We start from the raw sequence: 17,988 nt of genomic DNA, 5'->3' as shown, positions 1-17,988 counted from the left end.
TAAAAGCAACCAGGGCAAAAAGCAAAGATAGTATTTCCCTCTTTAATTCACTATAATGTGGTTTAATTTATTAACATTTTTTCCTTATATCATATATTTTTTCAATAAAAATACACTAATGATGTACCTATGATATACCCATGTTGTATCTATGATAAGCGTATAATATACTTTAAAACTTCACCAAGCATTACCTTTGCAACCAATCACAGTAAGTAAAGCACGTAGATAAAGTTCAGTAATATTTTCACTGCTATTATAACTGTTGATATAAGAAAATTATTAATTAACACATATTATGAAAAAAAATTTATTCGTAGTAGGATTGCTTGCTACCTTTTCATTGGCAAAATCACAGGTGGGGATTAATACCCCAACCCCCGCTGCAACACTTGATGTGACCGCTAAAAACAGTACTGGTACCGGTACAACAGTAGAAGGATTACTTATTCCAAGAGTAGACAGACAAAAAGCTCAGAGTATGACCGGGATTCCGGTATCAACCCTTATCTATGTCAACAGTATTGCTACGGGTACCGCTGCAGGTAACGCTTTGAATATTGATACCGTTGGCTACTATTATTACAATGGTACTGTATGGACAAAGCTGAGCACTCCCGTTAATATTTACAATGCAGATGGCACCCTTACCGGTAACAGAACAGTAACGCAGGGAGCCAATACCCTGGCATTCACAGGGACAAAAACCAATGCTTTTTCTGTCAATGGGAAAAATTTCTCCGTGGATGCTGCAAACAGCAGAGTGGGAATCGGTACCATCGCTCCTGCTTCTGCCCTGTCTGTTCAAAACAGTGCGGGAGCTACAACCAATACCATTTCTGCAGGAATTGAAAATTGCGGGGCTCCGTGTTCACAAGGAGTTTCAAGAAATATTACCCTCTATAATTTAAATAGCACCGGCGGGCAGTTTGCAGAGCTGGGGTTCATTCCATCAACATCTGAAACAGGACTATCAGGAGCAAGCATTACAGGAATCGACCGTGATGCAGCCAACAGCTATGCAGGATTACAATTTTCAACCAGAAATGCTACAGATTATGCGCCAAGACTAACCATCAAATCTTCCGGAAACATTGGTATCGGGACAACAAATCCTACCAGTAAGCTTCAGATTGAATCAGGAACAAGCGGAGCTTTGAAAATTGTAGACGGAACGCAAGGGACAGATAAGGTGCTAACATCCGATGCCAGCGGAGTAGCAACATGGAAAGCTCTACCGGCAGCACCTGCATCTGCCAATATCTATAACACGGATGGGTCTCTGACAGGAAACCGTACTGTTACCCAGGGAGCCAATACCCTTGCCTTTACAGGAACACAGACCAATGCATTTTCTGTGGATGGAACTACCTTATCTGTAGATGCTGCCAATGACCGTGTAGGTCTTGGTACTGCAACGCCTGACACCAAACTGACCATCAGCACCCCTGATAATAGTTTTGGTTTAAACCATACCAATGGTACAGTGAATCTGAAAACATATATCGGATCAGGAGCAGGTTATGTGGGGACTACTACTTCAAATAATCTGAACCTGATGGCTAATAATAGTGCAAAAGTGGTAGTTACTCCTTCCGGGAATGTAGGGGTAGGAATCAATAGTCCGGATAATTCAGCATTGCTGGATCTTAATGCTGCCAATAAAGGACTTTTACTGCCAAGAGTATCCCTGTCATCTCCATCAGATGCCAGTACTGTTCCCGCACCTGCAAAAGGCCTTCTGGTGTATAACAACAATACAGCCATGTCACCTCAGGGAGAAGGAATTTACTATAACGGAGGAACAAGCGCATCACCGAACTGGGGTAAAATAGGACCTGTTTCAAAAATGTATTTTAAATATTATACTTTTACAAACCCGAACGGAGATTTCATCTCTAACTTCGATACCAAAATACCTGTTTCTTCATATACTGCCATTGTAGTGGGATTTGACACCAATAATCACAGTGATATCAATGCAGGCTTTAAAGGTAATGGTTCAACCGTTTTTGATTTTCAGGCACCAGATATCTATACTTTTCAGCAAAACGGAACCTGGAGGATTTATGCAGATGTCCCTAATGCAAATACTACATCAGGCAGTTCATTTGTGTGGGGAATCAGAGTACTGATTATTTCCAATGAACAAATGTCGAATCTGAGTACTGGCACTTATAATCTTGGAGGCAGCAGCGTCGGAGCGGCAACAGCTTCTCCCGTTCCATAGCAGTAACCAATAACTAAGTCATCTGGAACATATCCAGCTTCAAATACTCTTCAAAAAAAATTTTGAAGGGTATTTTTATTTATTGACCTGTCCTTTTTTAGTAATGAAGCTGTTTACACTTTTATATTCATTATTTTTAAATACAAAAGACCCAAAAGTTTTAAACATTCCATTTTTTTAGAGTCAGACTTTATATAATAGCCCACTTAAGCTTTGTGAAAATCTTTGCCTGTTGAGCGAAGTTGAAATGTTTATCTCTTATGTGAGCTTTTGTGCAGTCTCATTTTAAACTTACTTAAGTAAACTCAAATGTTTTTAAATGAAATCTTTTGTGATTTTTGTGGTTTTGTAAAGTGTAAACAACTTTAATATTAGCTTTGACAGGCTCATCCTGACAACGTTTAAAATTCCAGTTGGTATCCGGGTTGTCACCCTGAGCCTGCCGAAGGACTATCCATATGAAGACCTTTTGTTAATTATTAATCCCGGGTATTCATAAAAGAGACAAGTCAATGATTTTATTAAACCTGGATGATTATTAGTACTGTGAGATACCTGCTCATCCAGGCTTTATATTTTTACACTTAAAATATGCAGTAATTACATTAAGCCTTTTTACAATCTGTATTTCATTCAAAAATACCATCTATGATACCATCAATACCAGATGATGTATGAGCTTATATCTTTTACAGCTACAAGTAATTTCTTTTTTAATCAAAATCAAAAGAGCCTTTACAAAAGAGCTGCAGAATACCGGAACACCGTATTGCTAAGGTTTAAATATAAAAAGATAAAACACATTATAGATTAATTATTTCACACAACAATGATAATACAAAGTATAAAATACAGTGATTTCATCAAATGATGTACATGTGATGTATGTGTGTTGTATATCAAAAACATGCGACCGCCTTAATAAATCTTATTTTTACTAAGGAAATCATGAAATAAATTGAAGATCAAAAAAAACAATACTATACAGCACAATCTTTTTTATTTCATTTCAACAATTGAAATGACAGAATGACAAAAAATATGTGAATCTGATATAGATATAATAGTAAAATGTAAGGAGACTCTGTTGCTATGATGGAGTTCCCGACAACAAAAAGAGATATTAATTTATTCTAATCTTAATTTCTTATATATTATGAAAAAAAATTTATTACTAGCCGGCTTGCTCACCACCTTTTCTCTGGTGGCAAAATCACAAGTGGGGATCAATACAAGTAATCCTCAGGGAATATTTAACATTGACGGATTAAAAAATAATCCAACAACGGGAGTGCCTTCAACAGCTCAGTCTACTGACGATTTTACTGTGATATCTAACGGTAATGTTGGGATAGGCACAGTATCCCCCACTAATAAACTGGTGGTAACGGGCATTAATGCCCAACCCTCAGCATTGGGTACAGCCAATACCAATGCTGCACTCAGAGTTGATGGAAATACCAGCCATGCGCTGGATTTCGGAACCTATGCCAACTCTCCTTATGGATCCTATATTTCAAGCCAGAACAAAACGGCTGCCACAGGTCTTCCATTAGTATTAAATCCGGTGGGAGGAAATGTAGGGGTTGCTACAGATTCTCCAGGAACAGCTTTGGATGTAAACGGAGCGATTACCAACCGTGAAACCGCTTTAGCTGTTGCGGGTAATGCTGTTACGATACCTGCCAATGTCAGCCAGGTACAGCTTACCGGCGCTGCTACAGCAACCGTTACGGTTACTGCGCCTGCTGCCCCTAATGCAGGTCAGCGAATCATTGTTTATAATAATACAACAGGAGGTTTTGGCGCCTCATTAGGTGGGGTTACCATTCCCAATGGCAAAGCTTTGGAATATGTATACAGTAATTCAGGATGGAGATCTACAGATGGCGGATCTGTAGGAGCTACTCCGGTAAATCTCTATACCGCAGACGGTACTCTTACCGGAAACAGAACGGTAACACAGGGCGCTAATACCCTGGCATTTACAGGAACGCAGGCTAATGCATTTTCTGTAGACGGAAATACCTTATCAGTGAATGCTTCCAACGATCGTGTCGGAATTGGAACCACTACCCCTACGAATAAGCTGGTGGTAGCCGGAATCAATGCACAGCCTTCTGCATTGGGTACAGCCAATACCAATGCAACCTTTAGAGTTGATGGGAGTACGAATCATGCTCTGGATTTCGGAACCTATACCAATGCCCCTTTTGGATCTTATATTTCAAGCCAGAATAAAACTTCAACTACGGGTCTTCCTTTAGCACTTAATCCTGTAGGCGGAAATGTCGGGGTGGGTACCAATGCTCCTGATAACTCAGCTTTGCTTGATCTTAGTGCGACCAACAGAGGCTTTTTGCTGCCCAGAGTATCCTTGACATCAATCACAGATGGAGCTACCATTTCCTCTCCTGCAAAAGGGCTGATAGTGTATAATACCAATACAGCCTTAACTCCCTATGGAGAAGGAATTTATTCTAATTCAGGAACTCCTGCTGCCCCAAAATGGGATAGATTAGCGCCTCAGACGACTGAGTATTTACTTTTAGGAGTTTTTACCGGTACTGCAACATTTCCCGTAGATCAGCTAGCAACAGGAAATGGTGTTATTATAAATAATCTAGATCTGGGATTGTCTGTTTCCGTGACAGTTCCCGCCAACAGCACTGCTAAAATTGTTGTGGATTATAATGTTCCGGTCGGCAGCACAAATACGGTTTCAAATGAATTGGGTTATTATGGGGTACGTTTTCTAAGAAACGGTGTTGAGGCCCCAGCAGGCTCGAGAAAATACACGATTCCTGAAGGAGATAATGGTTCTCAAATGGTTTCCACGGTTGGAAAATATTCAGAATCCTTTAACAACACCAGTGCTTCTCCTGTTACAATAACCTACACTTTAAATGGATATGTTGAAAGTACAAATCATCCGGTTAGATTTAATATGTGGGCGGCTTCAGGACAAAACTTCAACTGGGGTGTAGGCTCAATATCTGCTACAGCTTTTGCTAAAGATAATTAATACAAAAAAGATTAATAATTATAATAAAGGTCTTCTGAAGGAAGCTTCAGGAGACCTTTTTCTTTTTATGAATTTAATTTTTGCAAGCTCAAAACACACAAAATCAATCTTTATGGTTAAAATAGTTTTACTATAAATTATTATGACTTAGGTAATTCCGGCGGACGTACTTTGTATTGATAACTGCTCAGTGTTTTTAAAAATGCTACGATATCAAACACTTCATCATCAGTTAAATTTAGTTTTTTTATCATTGCTGATTTACGAGGAAACTTATGATCATTGATCTGCTCTCCTTTTGGAATTTCCTTCAGCATTCCGGCATTATACATCATGACAACGTTCGCCAGCTCAGGGAAAAGCCCGTTGTGCATATAAGGTTTGTTCTCAGAAACTTCTCTCAAGGCAGGGGTTTTAAATTTTCCTACATCTTCATTTTTTTGGGTAACGATATATCTTCCCAGATCTTCATATGGTGTTCCATAATAAGTAAGCCCCAGATTGTGAAATTTCCGGTCAGAGAAATAAGGTGTATTGTGGCAGTTGATACAATTAGCTTTGGTTCTGAATAGATGAAGACCATTGATTTCGGAATCCGTTAAAGCATCTTTTTTTCCGGTAACAAACTGATCAAACCTCGAAGGCGGACTGGTCAGTGAACGTTCAAATGCGGCAATCGCTTTTGCAATTTTTTCTTCTGTTACGTCTTCGTTTCCGAAAGCTTTCAGAAAAAAAGGTTTATATTCTTTAATCTTACTGATGTTTTTTGTTGCCATAGACATATGAAGATTCATTTCTACCGGATTTTCAATAGGGGCTTTCACCTGTTCTTCCAAAGTTGCGGAACGGCCATCCCAAAAAAGTGTTTTAGCATATCCTATATTTACCAAAGCAGGAGCATTTCTGGTTCCCGTCTGCCTGTTATGACCAAAAGAGACCCTGCTTCCGTCTGACCATCCTGTTTCGGGATTATGACAGCTGGCACAGGAAATTTGTCCGCTTCCTGACAATCTCGGATCAAAGAATAACATTTTTCCCAGTTCCGTTTTATCTTCGGAATAGGGATTATCTTCAGGAAAACTCATTTTTGGCAACGGTCCGATATCCTGAAATCCTTCTTTAGCTTCATCAAATAAATGAGGTGCCGGCCATTTACTCTGGTCCCCGCTGCTGTACAGTGTGCGAAGCTCTTCCACAGTATATCCTGCAGGATCATTAGAAGTATAACTTAGTAAACATAGTACTCCGGCAACTGCCAGAAAAGCAATATATCTTTCTTTCATTTATTTCAATAAAAATACTGAACCGTACAAAGATAGCTTTATTAGCATGCTCATTGCAAAAGTTTTTCAACGCTGCAACTATGGCGACTGAAAAACATGCTGAAAATTAAATGCATAAGAAGAGGAACCGTGTTCCTGCAAATATTCTAGCCGTTTCAATGCTTCATCTATACCAGGATATTCATTATTTTTAATCCACCACATCGCATAGTGAGCTTTTCCGTATTTTTGGAACCATTCTCTTCTTCTTCTCAGAAAATCAACGTGGAATGTTTTATAAGTAAAATGTTCCAGGGATTCTATGTTTTCCCACACCGATAAATTGATGATAACCTGTTCATCGTTTAGTGGATTAAAACTTGTAGCATTGTTTTCATCATCTTTGAGTCTCCAGATAAATCCGTCGCTTTTCTCTGCCAATTGATTTACTGAATCCAAATGACTGACAAACTCATTCATCACCGGATCTTCTATGTTGGTTCCTATCATTCGGGCAACATTAATTTGGGCTAGCTGATACATTTTTTTATTTCTTTTATTCTGATTAATATTGTGTAAAAATAGCTCCTGTACTATTATCATAAAATAACTATCAATTTAGATACTATAGAAAAGATGGAAAAAAAATGTGAGTCCTTATTCGTTAATGTTGATCAGAAATCTTATCCCTGTGCTGTAAGTTTCGTCATGGATCTCATTGGAGGAAGATGGAAAGGGGTTATTCTCTGCCACTTAAAAAATGGGGATAAAAGGTTTGGCGAGCTCAAGAAAGACCTTTCTTTTATTACAGAAACAACTTTAAGTATTCAGTTGAGGCAATTGGAAAGAGATCAGCTGATAACACGAACGGTATTTGGAACAAAGCCTCCGGTAAAAGTTGTATATAGTCTTTCAGATTTGGGATTGTCATTTATTCCTTTATTGGATCATATCAATGATTGGGGTAAAATGATTCTGAAGGATAAAAAAGGTACTTAAAAAACTGTAACCCTATTTCTGAGGGCAGTAAATATCCTGTAAATAAAACCCGGCAGCAAACTTTGTTTGCTGCCGGGTTGATTTATAATTAAATGTTAGTGTTTACATTTATTATTTTACTTCTTCGAAGTCTGCATCCTGTACATCTTCAGCTCCGGCGTTTCCACCAGCATTCTGAGCTCCTGCACCTGCATCAGCACCTGGCTGTTGACCCGCTGCGTATAATTCTTCAGAAGCGGCCATCCAGGCTGCATCTAACGCTTCAGTTTTAGCTTTTACGTCATCAGCATTTTTAGCTTCGAAAGCTGTTTTTAATTCTTTGTGAGCTGCTTCGATGGCTGCTTTTTTGTCAGCAGAAAGTTTCTCACCGAATTCTTTCAGTTGTTTTTCAGTCTGGAAGATCAATCCGTCAGCTTTGTTGAAGATTTCAACTTCTTCTTTTCTCTTAGCATCAGCCGCAGAGTTTTCCTGAGCTTCTTTCTTCATTCTTTCGATTTCTTCGTCAGAAAGACCTGAAGAAGCCTGGATTTTGATAGACTGCTCTTTACCAGTTCCTTTATCTTTAGCAGATACGCTTAGGATACCGTTCGCATCAATATCGAATGTTACTTCAATCTGAGGAACTCCTCTTGGTGCTGGTGGAATATCTGTAAGGTCAAATCTACCTATTTCCTTGTTATCGTTGAACATTGGTCTTTCCCCCTGTCCTACTCTGATGCTTACAGCCGGCTGGTTGTCAGAAGCTGTAGAGAATACTTCAGATTTTTTTGTTGGGATCGTAGTGTTCGCTTCAATTAATTTTGTGAATACAGAACCCATTGTTTCGATACCTAAAGAAAGTGGCGTAACGTCAAGTAGTAATACGTCTTTTACATCTCCTGTCAATACACCTCCCTGAATAGCTGCACCAATGGCTACAACCTCATCCGGGTTTACTCCTTTGGATGGTTTTTTACCGAAGAATTTTTCTACTTCTTCCTGGATAATCGGGATTCTTGTAGAACCACCTACCAGGATTACTTCGTCGATATCAGAAGTTGATAAACCAGCATCTTTTAATGCTTTAGCAACAGGCTCCATAGATCTTCTTACAAGATCAGCAGATAATTGCTCGAATTTAGCTTTTGTTAAAGTCTTCACTAAGTGCTTAGGACCTGTAGCAGTAGCTGTGATATATGGTAAGTTGATTTCAGTCTGAGGAGAAGAAGATAATTCAATTTTAGCTTTTTCAGCTGCTTCTTTCAATCTTTGAAGAGCAATGGCATCAGCTTTCAAGTCTACCCCTTCTTCAGCTTTGAACTCGTCAGCCATCCAGTTGATGATCACATCATCAAAGTCATCACCTCCCAAGTGGGTATCACCGTTTGTAGACAATACTTCGAATACACCGTCTCCCAAATCAAGGATAGAGATATCGAAAGTACCACCACCAAGGTCATATACTGCGATTTTCTGATCTTTATGGTTTTTATCAAGACCATACGCTAACGCTGCAGCGGTAGGTTCGTTGATGATTCTTTCTACTTTAAGACCTGCAATTTCACCAGCTTCTTTAGTAGCTTGTCTTTGTGCATCGTTGAAGTATGCAGGAACAGTGATTACTGCTCTTGTTACTTCCTGACCAAGATAATCTTCAGCAGTTTTCTTCATTTTCTGAAGAGTCATTGCAGAAATTTCCTGTGGAGTATATTCTCTATCGTCGATTTTTACTTTTACTGTATCGTTTGGTCCGGCAACTACTTTATAAGGTACTCTTGTGATTTCAGAAGCATCATCTTTAAAGTGGGTTCCGATAAATCTTTTGATAGAGTAAACAGTTTTTGTTGGATTCGTTACAGCCTGTCTTTTTGCAGGATCACCTACTTTTCTCTCTCCGTCTTCCGTAAAAGCTACGATAGAAGGAGTAGTTCTCTTACCTTCTGCGTTAGGAATAACAACAGGGTCTTTCCCCTCCATTACAGCAACACAAGAGTTGGTTGTTCCTAAGTCAATTCCAATTATTTTACTCATAATATTTTATATTTTTTCTATTTTTAATTTTAATTTACACTCTCAATTTCTCAATATCTGTACCATTCAAAAAAATATGACAAAATGACACAATAAAAATAAAACCCCGATAAAATCGAGGTTTTGAAATTATATTCAGGAAAAAAAATCATTTTTTATGTATGAAGATATGTCAACTTCTCCTCTATGAGGTGAAAGATACTATTTACTTTCTTTTAAAACCCGGATTAAAAAATACCCAAGGTCAGGATCTACGGAATATATCCTTCCAGTATTAATGCCAACTCCCATTCCATTAGCTCCAAAACCTGCACCATCTATTCCGATGCCTGAAAAACTGTAGAATTTATTAAACTGCTCCGGCTTCCATTTCACCCATACTGCCATTCCAGTAATTCCTCCTTTTACTATTTTAACCTCTTCATTTTCCTTTATTACTACAGTTGCAAATGTATTGTCTTTTACTTCTTTTCTGGCTCCGTTTACTTTAAACTTTGACGTATTTTCACTATTTAAAACGGGTTCCCCAATAATATAAATTCTATTTTTTTCAATCAGCAGACTTTGATCTTTGATATCAGAATCCCGGATATGATAAGTATCCAATATCAGTTCAGACTCATTTTGTTTATCTCCTTCTTTGAAACTCACAATATAATAGGCATTGGCCCCTGCATTCTTTGCTTCATCGCTAATAGCTGTAAACAAATGTCCGAGGTAGGTACCGGGATAATGAGCTTTATATCGTCCTAAAAAAGCAGATTTATAGTTTTCCTGATTCTGTAAAGGAATCATAAATTTTTGAGGAGACAGGTTTTCCAAATTTCCTTTTTCCAAAACCTCTACATATTGACTGTATCCCCAACCAAATAACTGTAGCAGAAGTATAATCGTAATTTTTTTCATGGTTACAAGTTTTTATAATTCTTTAAAGCATTTTCTCCAATGAATATATATCCTGATTAATGGCAAATAGTTCGTGATATAAATATATCAAAAACCACTGAAAACCAATTACTTTATAAGGAAAATCGAGGATCACAAAGAATAACTCACCAAACCTTTAAAAATTAATCAAAGTTTAACCTAAGAAATAGAGGAAGAATCTGTACGAATGATTATTTTTGATAAAATATACACATTTAGAATGTCAATACACTTTAATCCCCGAGATATTACTTGGCTTGCCTTTAATGAAAGAGTTTTGCAGGAAGCTATGGATGAAAAAGTTCCCTTACATTTAAGAATACGTTTCCTCGGAATTTTCTCCAACAATTTAGATGAATTTTTCAGAGTGCGTGTTGCCGGATTAAAGCGCGCCATGGATTTTAAGGAAAAAGTGATTGCTGAATCTTTTTATCAGCCGCCATCCAAGATCCTTCAGAGAATCAATGAAGTTGTGATGAGACAACAGCTGAATTTCGATAAAACCTGGAAAAAAATCCAGACCGAAATGGCTGATCATAAAGTTTTTATTAAGAATGCCAAAAACCTGACAGCCAACCAAAAAGAATTTGTCAGACAATATTTCGATGAAGTGGTAGAATCCAATGTGATCCCGATTCTCCTTCACGAAAATACTCCTATGCCTTATTTGCGTGATAAAAGTCTTTATCTGGGAGTAGCCATGAGAAAAAAAGACTGGCAGTATTCCAGTAATTATGCCATTATTGAAATTCCTTCCCGTTTTGTAGGAAGATTCGTATTGCTGCCAACAGAAGATCCGGAAGAAAAAAATGTAATGCTTCTGGAGGATGTAATCGCCTTCAATCTTCCGCACATATTTTCTTATTTTGGATATGATGAATTTGCAGCCAATGCATTTAAAGTAACAAAGGATGCCGAACTGGATCTGGATAATGATATCAGAACCAACTTTGCAGAAAAAATAGAAAAAGGACTCAAAAACAGAAGAAAAGGAAAGCCTACCCGTTTTGTTTTTGATAAAGATATGGATAAAGCTCTGCTGGAACTCCTTATCAGAAAGCTTAACTTAACTAAGAAAGACAGCATCATTCCGGGAGGCAAAATTCATAATTTCAAGCATTTCATGGATTTTCCCGATGTTTTTGAAAAGTATGAAAGACCTGTAGAAAGAACCTCTTTTACGCATCAGGCGTTTGAGCATGGGGAAAGAGTGACAGATGTCATTTTAAAAGAAGATGTACTCCTTACCTTCCCTTATCACAAGTACAATCCGGTGATTGATCTTCTTCGCGAGGCTGCGATGGATCCGGATGTAAAATCAATACAGATTACCGCTTACCGTCTTGCAAGCAGCTCAAAAATCATCAATGCCCTGATCTATGCGGCCAGAAATGGTAAAGAGGTAACGGTAATGCTTGAACTTCAGGCAAGATTTGATGAAGAATCTAACCTGGAATGGAAAGATATGTTGGAACCGGAGGGAATTACCGTACTTGTTGGCATTCCTAACAAAAAAGTACATGCCAAACTTTGTGTCATCAAGAAGAGAGCCCACAATAAAACAATCCAGTATGGCTTCGTAAGTACCGGAAATTTCAACGAAAAAACAGCCAGAATATATGGTGATCATTTGCTGCTGACTGCAGACCGCGGCATCATGGCAGATATCAATAAAGTCTTCAATGTGTTGAAAAAACCGAAAGATGATTTTATTTCCATTTTGAAAACTTGTAAAAATTTATTAGTTTGCCCTCAGTTTATGCGTGAAAAGATTGTTCACCATATCGATAAGGAAATCGAAGAAGCTAAGGCAGGACGAAGAGCAGAAATCATTGTCAAAGTAAACTCAATGAGTGACCGCGCACTGATTGAAAAAATATATGAAGCTGCTAAAGCCGGAGTGGTAACCAGAATGATTGTAAGAGGTATCTATTGTGCCGTCAATCAAAAGGAATTCAAAGAAAAAATAAAAGCCATCAGTATTGTAGATGAATACCTGGAACACGCCAGAGTTATGTATTTTTACAATAAAGGGGCTGAAGACATGTACATTTCTTCCGCAGACTGGATGACAAGAAACCTTGACTACAGGATTGAAGCAGCCGCTAAAATCACTGATAAGAACCTTAAGAAGGAATTAAAGGATATTCTTGATATCCAGCTTAGAGATAACGTAAAAGCAAGGATTTTAGACAAAAAACTGAGCAATGAATACGTAAGAAATGATAAAAAAGAATGCCGATCACAAATAGAAACCTATAAATATTTAAAAGCTAAAACAAGCAAGAAATGAAGATAGCAGCGATAGACATAGGGAGTAATGCAGCCCGCCTTCTTATCAATGAGGTAAAGATCAATAACAGAAAGCCTGAATTTATTAAGCTGAACCTTCTCAGAATTCCTCTGAGACTGGGAATGGATGTTTTTACCATCGGAAAGATAGGTCCGGAAAGAGAAAAAATGGTCATTGATTCCATGAAAATCTTTAGTGACCTGATGAAAATATACAAAGTAGACCACTACAGAGCCTGTGCTACCAGTGCCATGCGTGATGCTGCCAACGGTAATGATATCATCAATCTGGTAAAAGACACATCAGGAATCAATATTGAAATTATTTCCGGTGATGAGGAAGCTACCCTGATTTATGAAAATCATGTTGCAGAAGGTCTTGATAAAGAATTTGCCTATTTATATATCGACGTGGGCGGAGGTTCTACAGAACTGACCTTCTACGAAAATGGCAAGATGGTTTACGAAAAATCTTTCAACATCGGAACAATCCGTCTTCTCAACAATCTTGTTACGATGGATAACTGGAAAGAAATGAAGGAGGAAATCAAGAAAAATATTGTCAGCAAAAAGCCAATTGTTGCCATCGGTTCGGGTGGAAATATCAACAAAGTATTCTCTATGAGCAAGACCAAAGATGGAAAACCAATGTCTCTGTCTCATCTGAAAAAGGTTTACAAAGAATTCAATGAACTTTCTGTGGAAGAAAGAATGACCAACTACAACCTTAGAGAGGATCGTGCCGATGTATTGGTACATGCCCTGGGAATTTTTAACAATGTCATGTCATGGTCTGATATCAATAAGATCTTTGTTCCTAAAATTTCCGTAGCAGACGGATTGATCCATAATATTTACAGTCAGCTGCGACATAAAAAGTAAAGCTTATAAAGATATTGAAGGCCAGCGCAAAAATGCGCTGGCTTTTATTTTAAAAGTTTTCCCCATTGTCATTGCGAGAAGCATAGCGACGAAGCAATCTGTATAATTAAGTTTTAGCTAAATCCAGTACAAGGCGGCTCATTTTTAAGGCGGGCTAAAGCCCATCCCTATTGAATTATTGAATCCAGACATTTAAGACAACATCTTTTATCTTTTATCTAAAATTTTAAAGTAAAACCCTATCCCTATCCGTCATATCCAATATCAATAGCAAAGCAATGAACCCAATCAAAATAATTCTTACAGGAGCTACGGGAATGGTAGGCGAAGGTGTTTTAATGGAATGTCTTGAAAACCCGGATGTTTCCGAAATCCTGAGCATAAGCAGAAAACCCTCCGGGAAAACGTATCCTAAGCTGAAAGAATATCTCGTCCCTGACTTTCTTTCGCTCGATCTGAATGATGAAAAACTAAAAGGTTATGATGCCTGCTTTTTCTGTGCAGGAATTAGCAGTATAGGCATGAACGAAGAAGAATACACCCAAATCACTTATGATACAACCCTTCATTTTGCAAAAGCTGTTTTGAACCAAAATCCTGAAATGGTGTTCAACTATGTTTCCGGGGCAGGTACAGACAGCACAGAGAGTGGAAAAATGATGTGGGCCCGTGTAAAAGGAAAAACAGAAAATGATCTGAAAAGAATGAATTTCAGAGGCGCTTATAATTTCCGTCCGGGATTTATGAAACCTGTTGAGGGTCAAATCAATGTAAAATGGTTTTTTAAACCTTTTATTTGGATTTTTCCTGTATTTTTTCAGTCAAAATCATTAACTTTACACGAAGTGGGTAGAGCAATGATCAATGTGACACAAAAGGGATACCCTACATCTACTTTAGAAATTAGAGATATTAAAAATTTAGCGCTATGAGAGACATGTTAAAAAGAATTGTTCTGGTTATTTTTGTACTCTTGCTTGTGACTGCTGTTTCAGGATATTTTTATATGCAGAAACATCCTTTGGAAGGAAATAAATCAGGTACAATTTTAAACTTTTCGGGAAAATCAGGAAAATAATTTTCATTCTAAAGTTTCTTATTCAACATAATTTTTTGTATTTTATCGGAAATAAACCTATTTTTTAAACATTTTTTAAAGTTCCATTAAAATAATTGCAAGGTATAAAGTTCATTTTTGTATTTATCTAATTGAAATAAAAAATGATCAACAATTACCTATTAAAAGGGTCTGTGATTGCCGCATTCTTCTTTCAGAGCGGTCTTTTCGGGCAGACACTGATTCATTACTGGAATTTTAATGATAATGCTTCTGCAGCCACAATTACGACCCCTAATTCTACGATGGTAAATGGTTCTCTTGCACCTATAACAGGAGGAACGAGTGTTATTGATTTTGCCGGAGGTACCGGACAGAATTTTAGTCTGCAAAATTTAAATGCAAGAAACGGTGATGGCTCCGGAGCCCATTTAAGATTCAACAATCCGATTGGAGGAGCTTTACAGTTTAATCTTCCTACAACGGGCTATAATAACATCATTGTTAAGTTCACCACCAGAAGATCCGGTCAGGGAGCAGGAACACAGACCTGGTCTTATTCAACAGACGGAACTACTTTTGTACAGTTTCAGACCGTGTATCCTCAGGATGCAGATCCCCAGCTGATAACACTCGATTTTTCTGCTGTACCGGGTGCTAATAACAACCCTAACTTTAAATTAAAGGTAGAATTTTCGGCAACAGGAGGAGGAACAGGCGGGAACAACCGTTTTGATAACTTTACAGTAGATGCCGTTCCTGCGGGAGGCCCTGATACTACTCCACCAACGGTTACTTATTTACCTGCTCACAATACCAATAATGCTTCGACGGCTTTAAATCCGACCTTATCTTTTAACGAAAATATAAGGCTAACAGATAATTCTGCGATCAACGATTCCAATGCACAGAACCTTATTGATTTCCGTCTGGGAAATTCTTCAGGTACCCCAATTCCTTTCACTACAACATTCACTAACAATACCATCACTGTAATTCCTGCTTCCGGACTTGTGCCGGGGCAGACCTATTATTTAGCGCTTAAGCCCAATGTGGTTGAAGATTTCAGTGATAACGGAATTACAACTGTCACTTCCACTACTTTTACTACTGCCGGAACAACAGTTGCTTTAGAAAAGAATTTTATTAAGGTTAATGAAAATGCGGGAAATCTTGCATTTAAAATCAATATTACCAATCCTTCGGCTTCTGCGGTAAACCTTGTTGTAAAACCCGCACCTTTCAGTACAGCTGACAACAATGATTTTACTTTAGCCAATCAGACTATTAACATTAGTCCATCTACAACGAGTTACACCGTCAATATTCCGATTATTGATGACACAGTGGCAGAACAGCAGGCTGAATATTTTGTGGTAAGCCTTGAAAATCCTGTTGGAGCTACTATTTCAGGAGACAATTCCGCAACCGTTTATATTGTAGATAATGATAAGCAGGCTCCGGTTCCTTCCCATCAGATTCAGCTGAATTATCTTCTAAGTTTTGATCCTTCAGGAAATAATAACAGTTCTACGGAAATTGTGGTTCATGATCCGTCAACACAACGCTTATTCACGATCAGTTCGATTACTGATGTATTTGATATTATTGATTTCAGTAATCCTTCAATACCTTCAGTCATAAAAACAGTGAATATGGCTCCTTATGGCGGTATCACAAGTATCGCTGTGAAAAACGGAATCATTGCAGCCGCCTCTCCCAATACTGATCCCCAGCAAAATGGATCTGTAGTATTTTTTGACATCAATGGAAATTTCCTGAAGCAGTTAACTGTAGGAGCTTTACCGGATATGGTGACATTCTCCCCTGACGGAACAAAAGTAGTTACCGCCAATGAAGGAGAACCTAATGATGCCTATACGGCAGATCCTGAAGGAACCATCAGCATCATTGATATTTCCGGAGGTATCGGAAATCTTACCCAAAGTAATGTAGCGACACTTAATTTTAATAGTTTTGATAATCAGGTAGCAGCATTAACCGCTACCGGTTTAAGAAAAGTAAGAACGAATAATACCCTTTCTCAGGATCTGGAACCGGAATATATAACCATCAGTGCCGACAGTCAGAAAGCATGGGTAACTCTTCAGGAAAACAATGCCATCGCTGAGATTAATCTGGTTACAAAAACCATCACAGGAATCTGGGGATTGGGAAAAAAAGACATGAGTATTCCGGGTAACGGTTTTGATGCCTCAGATAGTAATGGAGAGGTTTTAATTGCCAACTGGCCGGTAAAAGCTTACTATGTTCCGGACGCTGTACAGAATTATAAAATAGGAAACACCAATTATATTATAACCGCTAATGAAGGTGATGAAAAAGATCTTTCAGGATTCAGCGAAAGAACTACAGTAGGTGCTAACAGTTATACTTTAGATCCTGTATTGTTTCCGAATGCAGGTATTTTAAAAGCGGCTTATAATCTTGGCAGATTCAGGGTTTCATCTGCTACAGGAAATACGGATGGAGATTCGGAGTTTGAAGAAATGGCGGCTTTAGGAGCACGTTCTTTCTCTATTTTCAATGCTGATACTAAACAGATTGTCTACGACAGCGGAGATCAGTTTGAAAGATATATTTCAGCTTACCATCCTTTAATTTTCAATGCTGATAATGAGTCTAACGGTATTAAAAACAGAAGCCGCGCCAAAGGTCCGGAACCGGAAGGAGTTGCTTTAGGAAACATCAACGGACAGACGTATGCTTTCATCACACTGGAAAGAACCGGAGGTGTTATGGTTTATAATATTACGAACCCTAATAACCCTACGTTTACAGATTACAAACATTCCCGTTCTACTTCAGCATACGGAGGAGACAATGGTCCTGAAGGAATCATTTACATTGCCCCTGAAAATACAACAACCAATAAAGGGTATGTGATCGTTGCGAATGAGATCAGCGGAACTTTATCCATGTATGAAGTAGCCATGCCTGCTACGCTTGGAACAGGTGAGATAAAATCTGAACAGGCAACCTTCAATGTATTTCCAAACCCTGTCAACAAAGGAAATACACTTTATTTCAACAGAAAACAGGATTACGAATTGTACGATATGTCCGGAAAATTGATCGGAAAAGAAAAGAATGCTTTAACAATCAATACTTCTACGCTTTCTACCGGTGTTTATCTGGTAAAAACTTCAGAAGGACAGATCAAGAGAGTTATTGTAAAGTAAATATATATATTACAGCATACCATTCCATTGTAAAGCTTCGGATTTCCGGGGCTTTTTTGTTATTGGAATATACAATATGCCATATGAAGACTCTTTATTTA

General features: G+C 38.1%; 12 protein-coding genes. 8 read left to right on the top strand and 4 right to left on the bottom strand.

What is annotated here, in order from left to right:
* The first annotated feature begins 298 nt into the window (after nucleotides 1–298).
* Together AC59HC_RS18745 and AC59HC_RS18740 are read left to right on the top strand one after the other, a co-directional pair.
* Nucleotides 299–2,230 carry a phage tail-like protein gene (locus AC59HC_RS18745; RefSeq protein ID WP_496559139.1) on the top strand — a complete coding sequence of 644 codons (1,932 nt, stop codon included), beginning with the start codon at nucleotides 299–301 and terminating at the stop codon, nucleotides 2,228–2,230.
* A 1,156-nt stretch (nucleotides 2,231–3,386) separates the two neighbouring features.
* Complete coding sequence (locus AC59HC_RS18740) at nucleotides 3,387–5,255, top strand: phage tail-like protein (RefSeq protein WP_496559138.1); 1,869 nt, start codon at nucleotides 3,387–3,389, stop codon at nucleotides 5,253–5,255.
* Between the two features lie 140 nt (nucleotides 5,256–5,395).
* Here the strand turns inward: AC59HC_RS18740 and AC59HC_RS18735 are convergent, their stop codons facing one another.
* Nucleotides 5,396–6,538, bottom strand: a complete 1,143-nt coding sequence (locus tag AC59HC_RS18735; protein WP_496559137.1) for a cytochrome-c peroxidase — start codon at nucleotides 6,536–6,538, stop codon at nucleotides 5,396–5,398.
* 78 nt (nucleotides 6,539–6,616) lie between these two features.
* Nucleotides 6,617–7,060, bottom strand: coding sequence for a DUF3291 domain-containing protein (locus tag AC59HC_RS18730; RefSeq protein WP_238349589.1), 444 nt, complete (start codon nucleotides 7,058–7,060; stop codon nucleotides 6,617–6,619).
* A 93-nt stretch (nucleotides 7,061–7,153) separates the two neighbouring features.
* On the opposite strand from AC59HC_RS18730, the gene AC59HC_RS18725 reads away from it, so the two are divergent.
* Nucleotides 7,154–7,516, top strand: coding sequence for a winged helix-turn-helix transcriptional regulator (locus AC59HC_RS18725; protein WP_202838818.1), 363 nt, complete (start codon nucleotides 7,154–7,156; stop codon nucleotides 7,514–7,516).
* A 111-nt stretch (nucleotides 7,517–7,627) separates the two neighbouring features.
* Here AC59HC_RS18725 and dnaK read toward each other — a convergent pair whose 3' ends face one another.
* A complete protein-coding gene (dnaK, locus tag AC59HC_RS18720; protein WP_496559136.1) occupies nucleotides 7,628–9,526 on the bottom strand; it encodes a molecular chaperone DnaK in 1,899 nt (632 codons plus the stop codon).
* A gap of 201 nt (nucleotides 9,527–9,727) precedes the next feature.
* Complete coding sequence (locus AC59HC_RS18715; protein ID WP_123279316.1) at nucleotides 9,728–10,432, bottom strand: hypothetical protein; 705 nt, start codon at nucleotides 10,430–10,432, stop codon at nucleotides 9,728–9,730.
* Between the two features lie 241 nt (nucleotides 10,433–10,673).
* Here AC59HC_RS18715 and ppk1 point away from each other — a divergent pair, with 241 nt between their 5' ends.
* The 5 genes from ppk1 (at nucleotide 10,674) to AC59HC_RS18690 (ending at nucleotide 17,887) form a co-directional block, all read left to right on the top strand.
* Nucleotides 10,674–12,746, top strand: coding sequence for a polyphosphate kinase 1 (gene ppk1 / locus AC59HC_RS18710; RefSeq protein ID WP_330747403.1), 2,073 nt, complete (start codon nucleotides 10,674–10,676; stop codon nucleotides 12,744–12,746).
* Nucleotides 12,743–13,627: a Ppx/GppA phosphatase family protein gene (locus tag AC59HC_RS18705; protein ID WP_202838815.1), complete on the top strand. Its 885-nt coding sequence runs from the start codon at nucleotides 12,743–12,745 to the stop codon at nucleotides 13,625–13,627. Before ppk1 ends, AC59HC_RS18705 begins: the two co-directional genes overlap by 4 nt.
* A 278-nt stretch (nucleotides 13,628–13,905) precedes the next feature.
* Complete coding sequence (locus AC59HC_RS18700) at nucleotides 13,906–14,559, top strand: NAD-dependent epimerase/dehydratase family protein (protein WP_202838814.1); 654 nt, start codon at nucleotides 13,906–13,908, stop codon at nucleotides 14,557–14,559.
* Nucleotides 14,556–14,705, top strand: a complete 150-nt coding sequence (locus tag AC59HC_RS18695; RefSeq protein ID WP_156106575.1) for a hypothetical protein — start codon at nucleotides 14,556–14,558, stop codon at nucleotides 14,703–14,705. The genes AC59HC_RS18700 and AC59HC_RS18695 overlap by 4 nt, the downstream gene beginning before the upstream one ends.
* A gap of 143 nt (nucleotides 14,706–14,848) precedes the next feature.
* Nucleotides 14,849–17,887, top strand: a complete 3,039-nt coding sequence (locus AC59HC_RS18690) for a choice-of-anchor I family protein (protein ID WP_482399951.1) — start codon at nucleotides 14,849–14,851, stop codon at nucleotides 17,885–17,887.
* The last annotated feature ends 101 nt before the right edge of the window (nucleotides 17,888–17,988 follow it).

Source organism: Chryseobacterium sp. DZ-32 (assembly GCF_059587025.1).
This window is presented reverse-complemented; position numbering and strand designations above follow the sequence as displayed.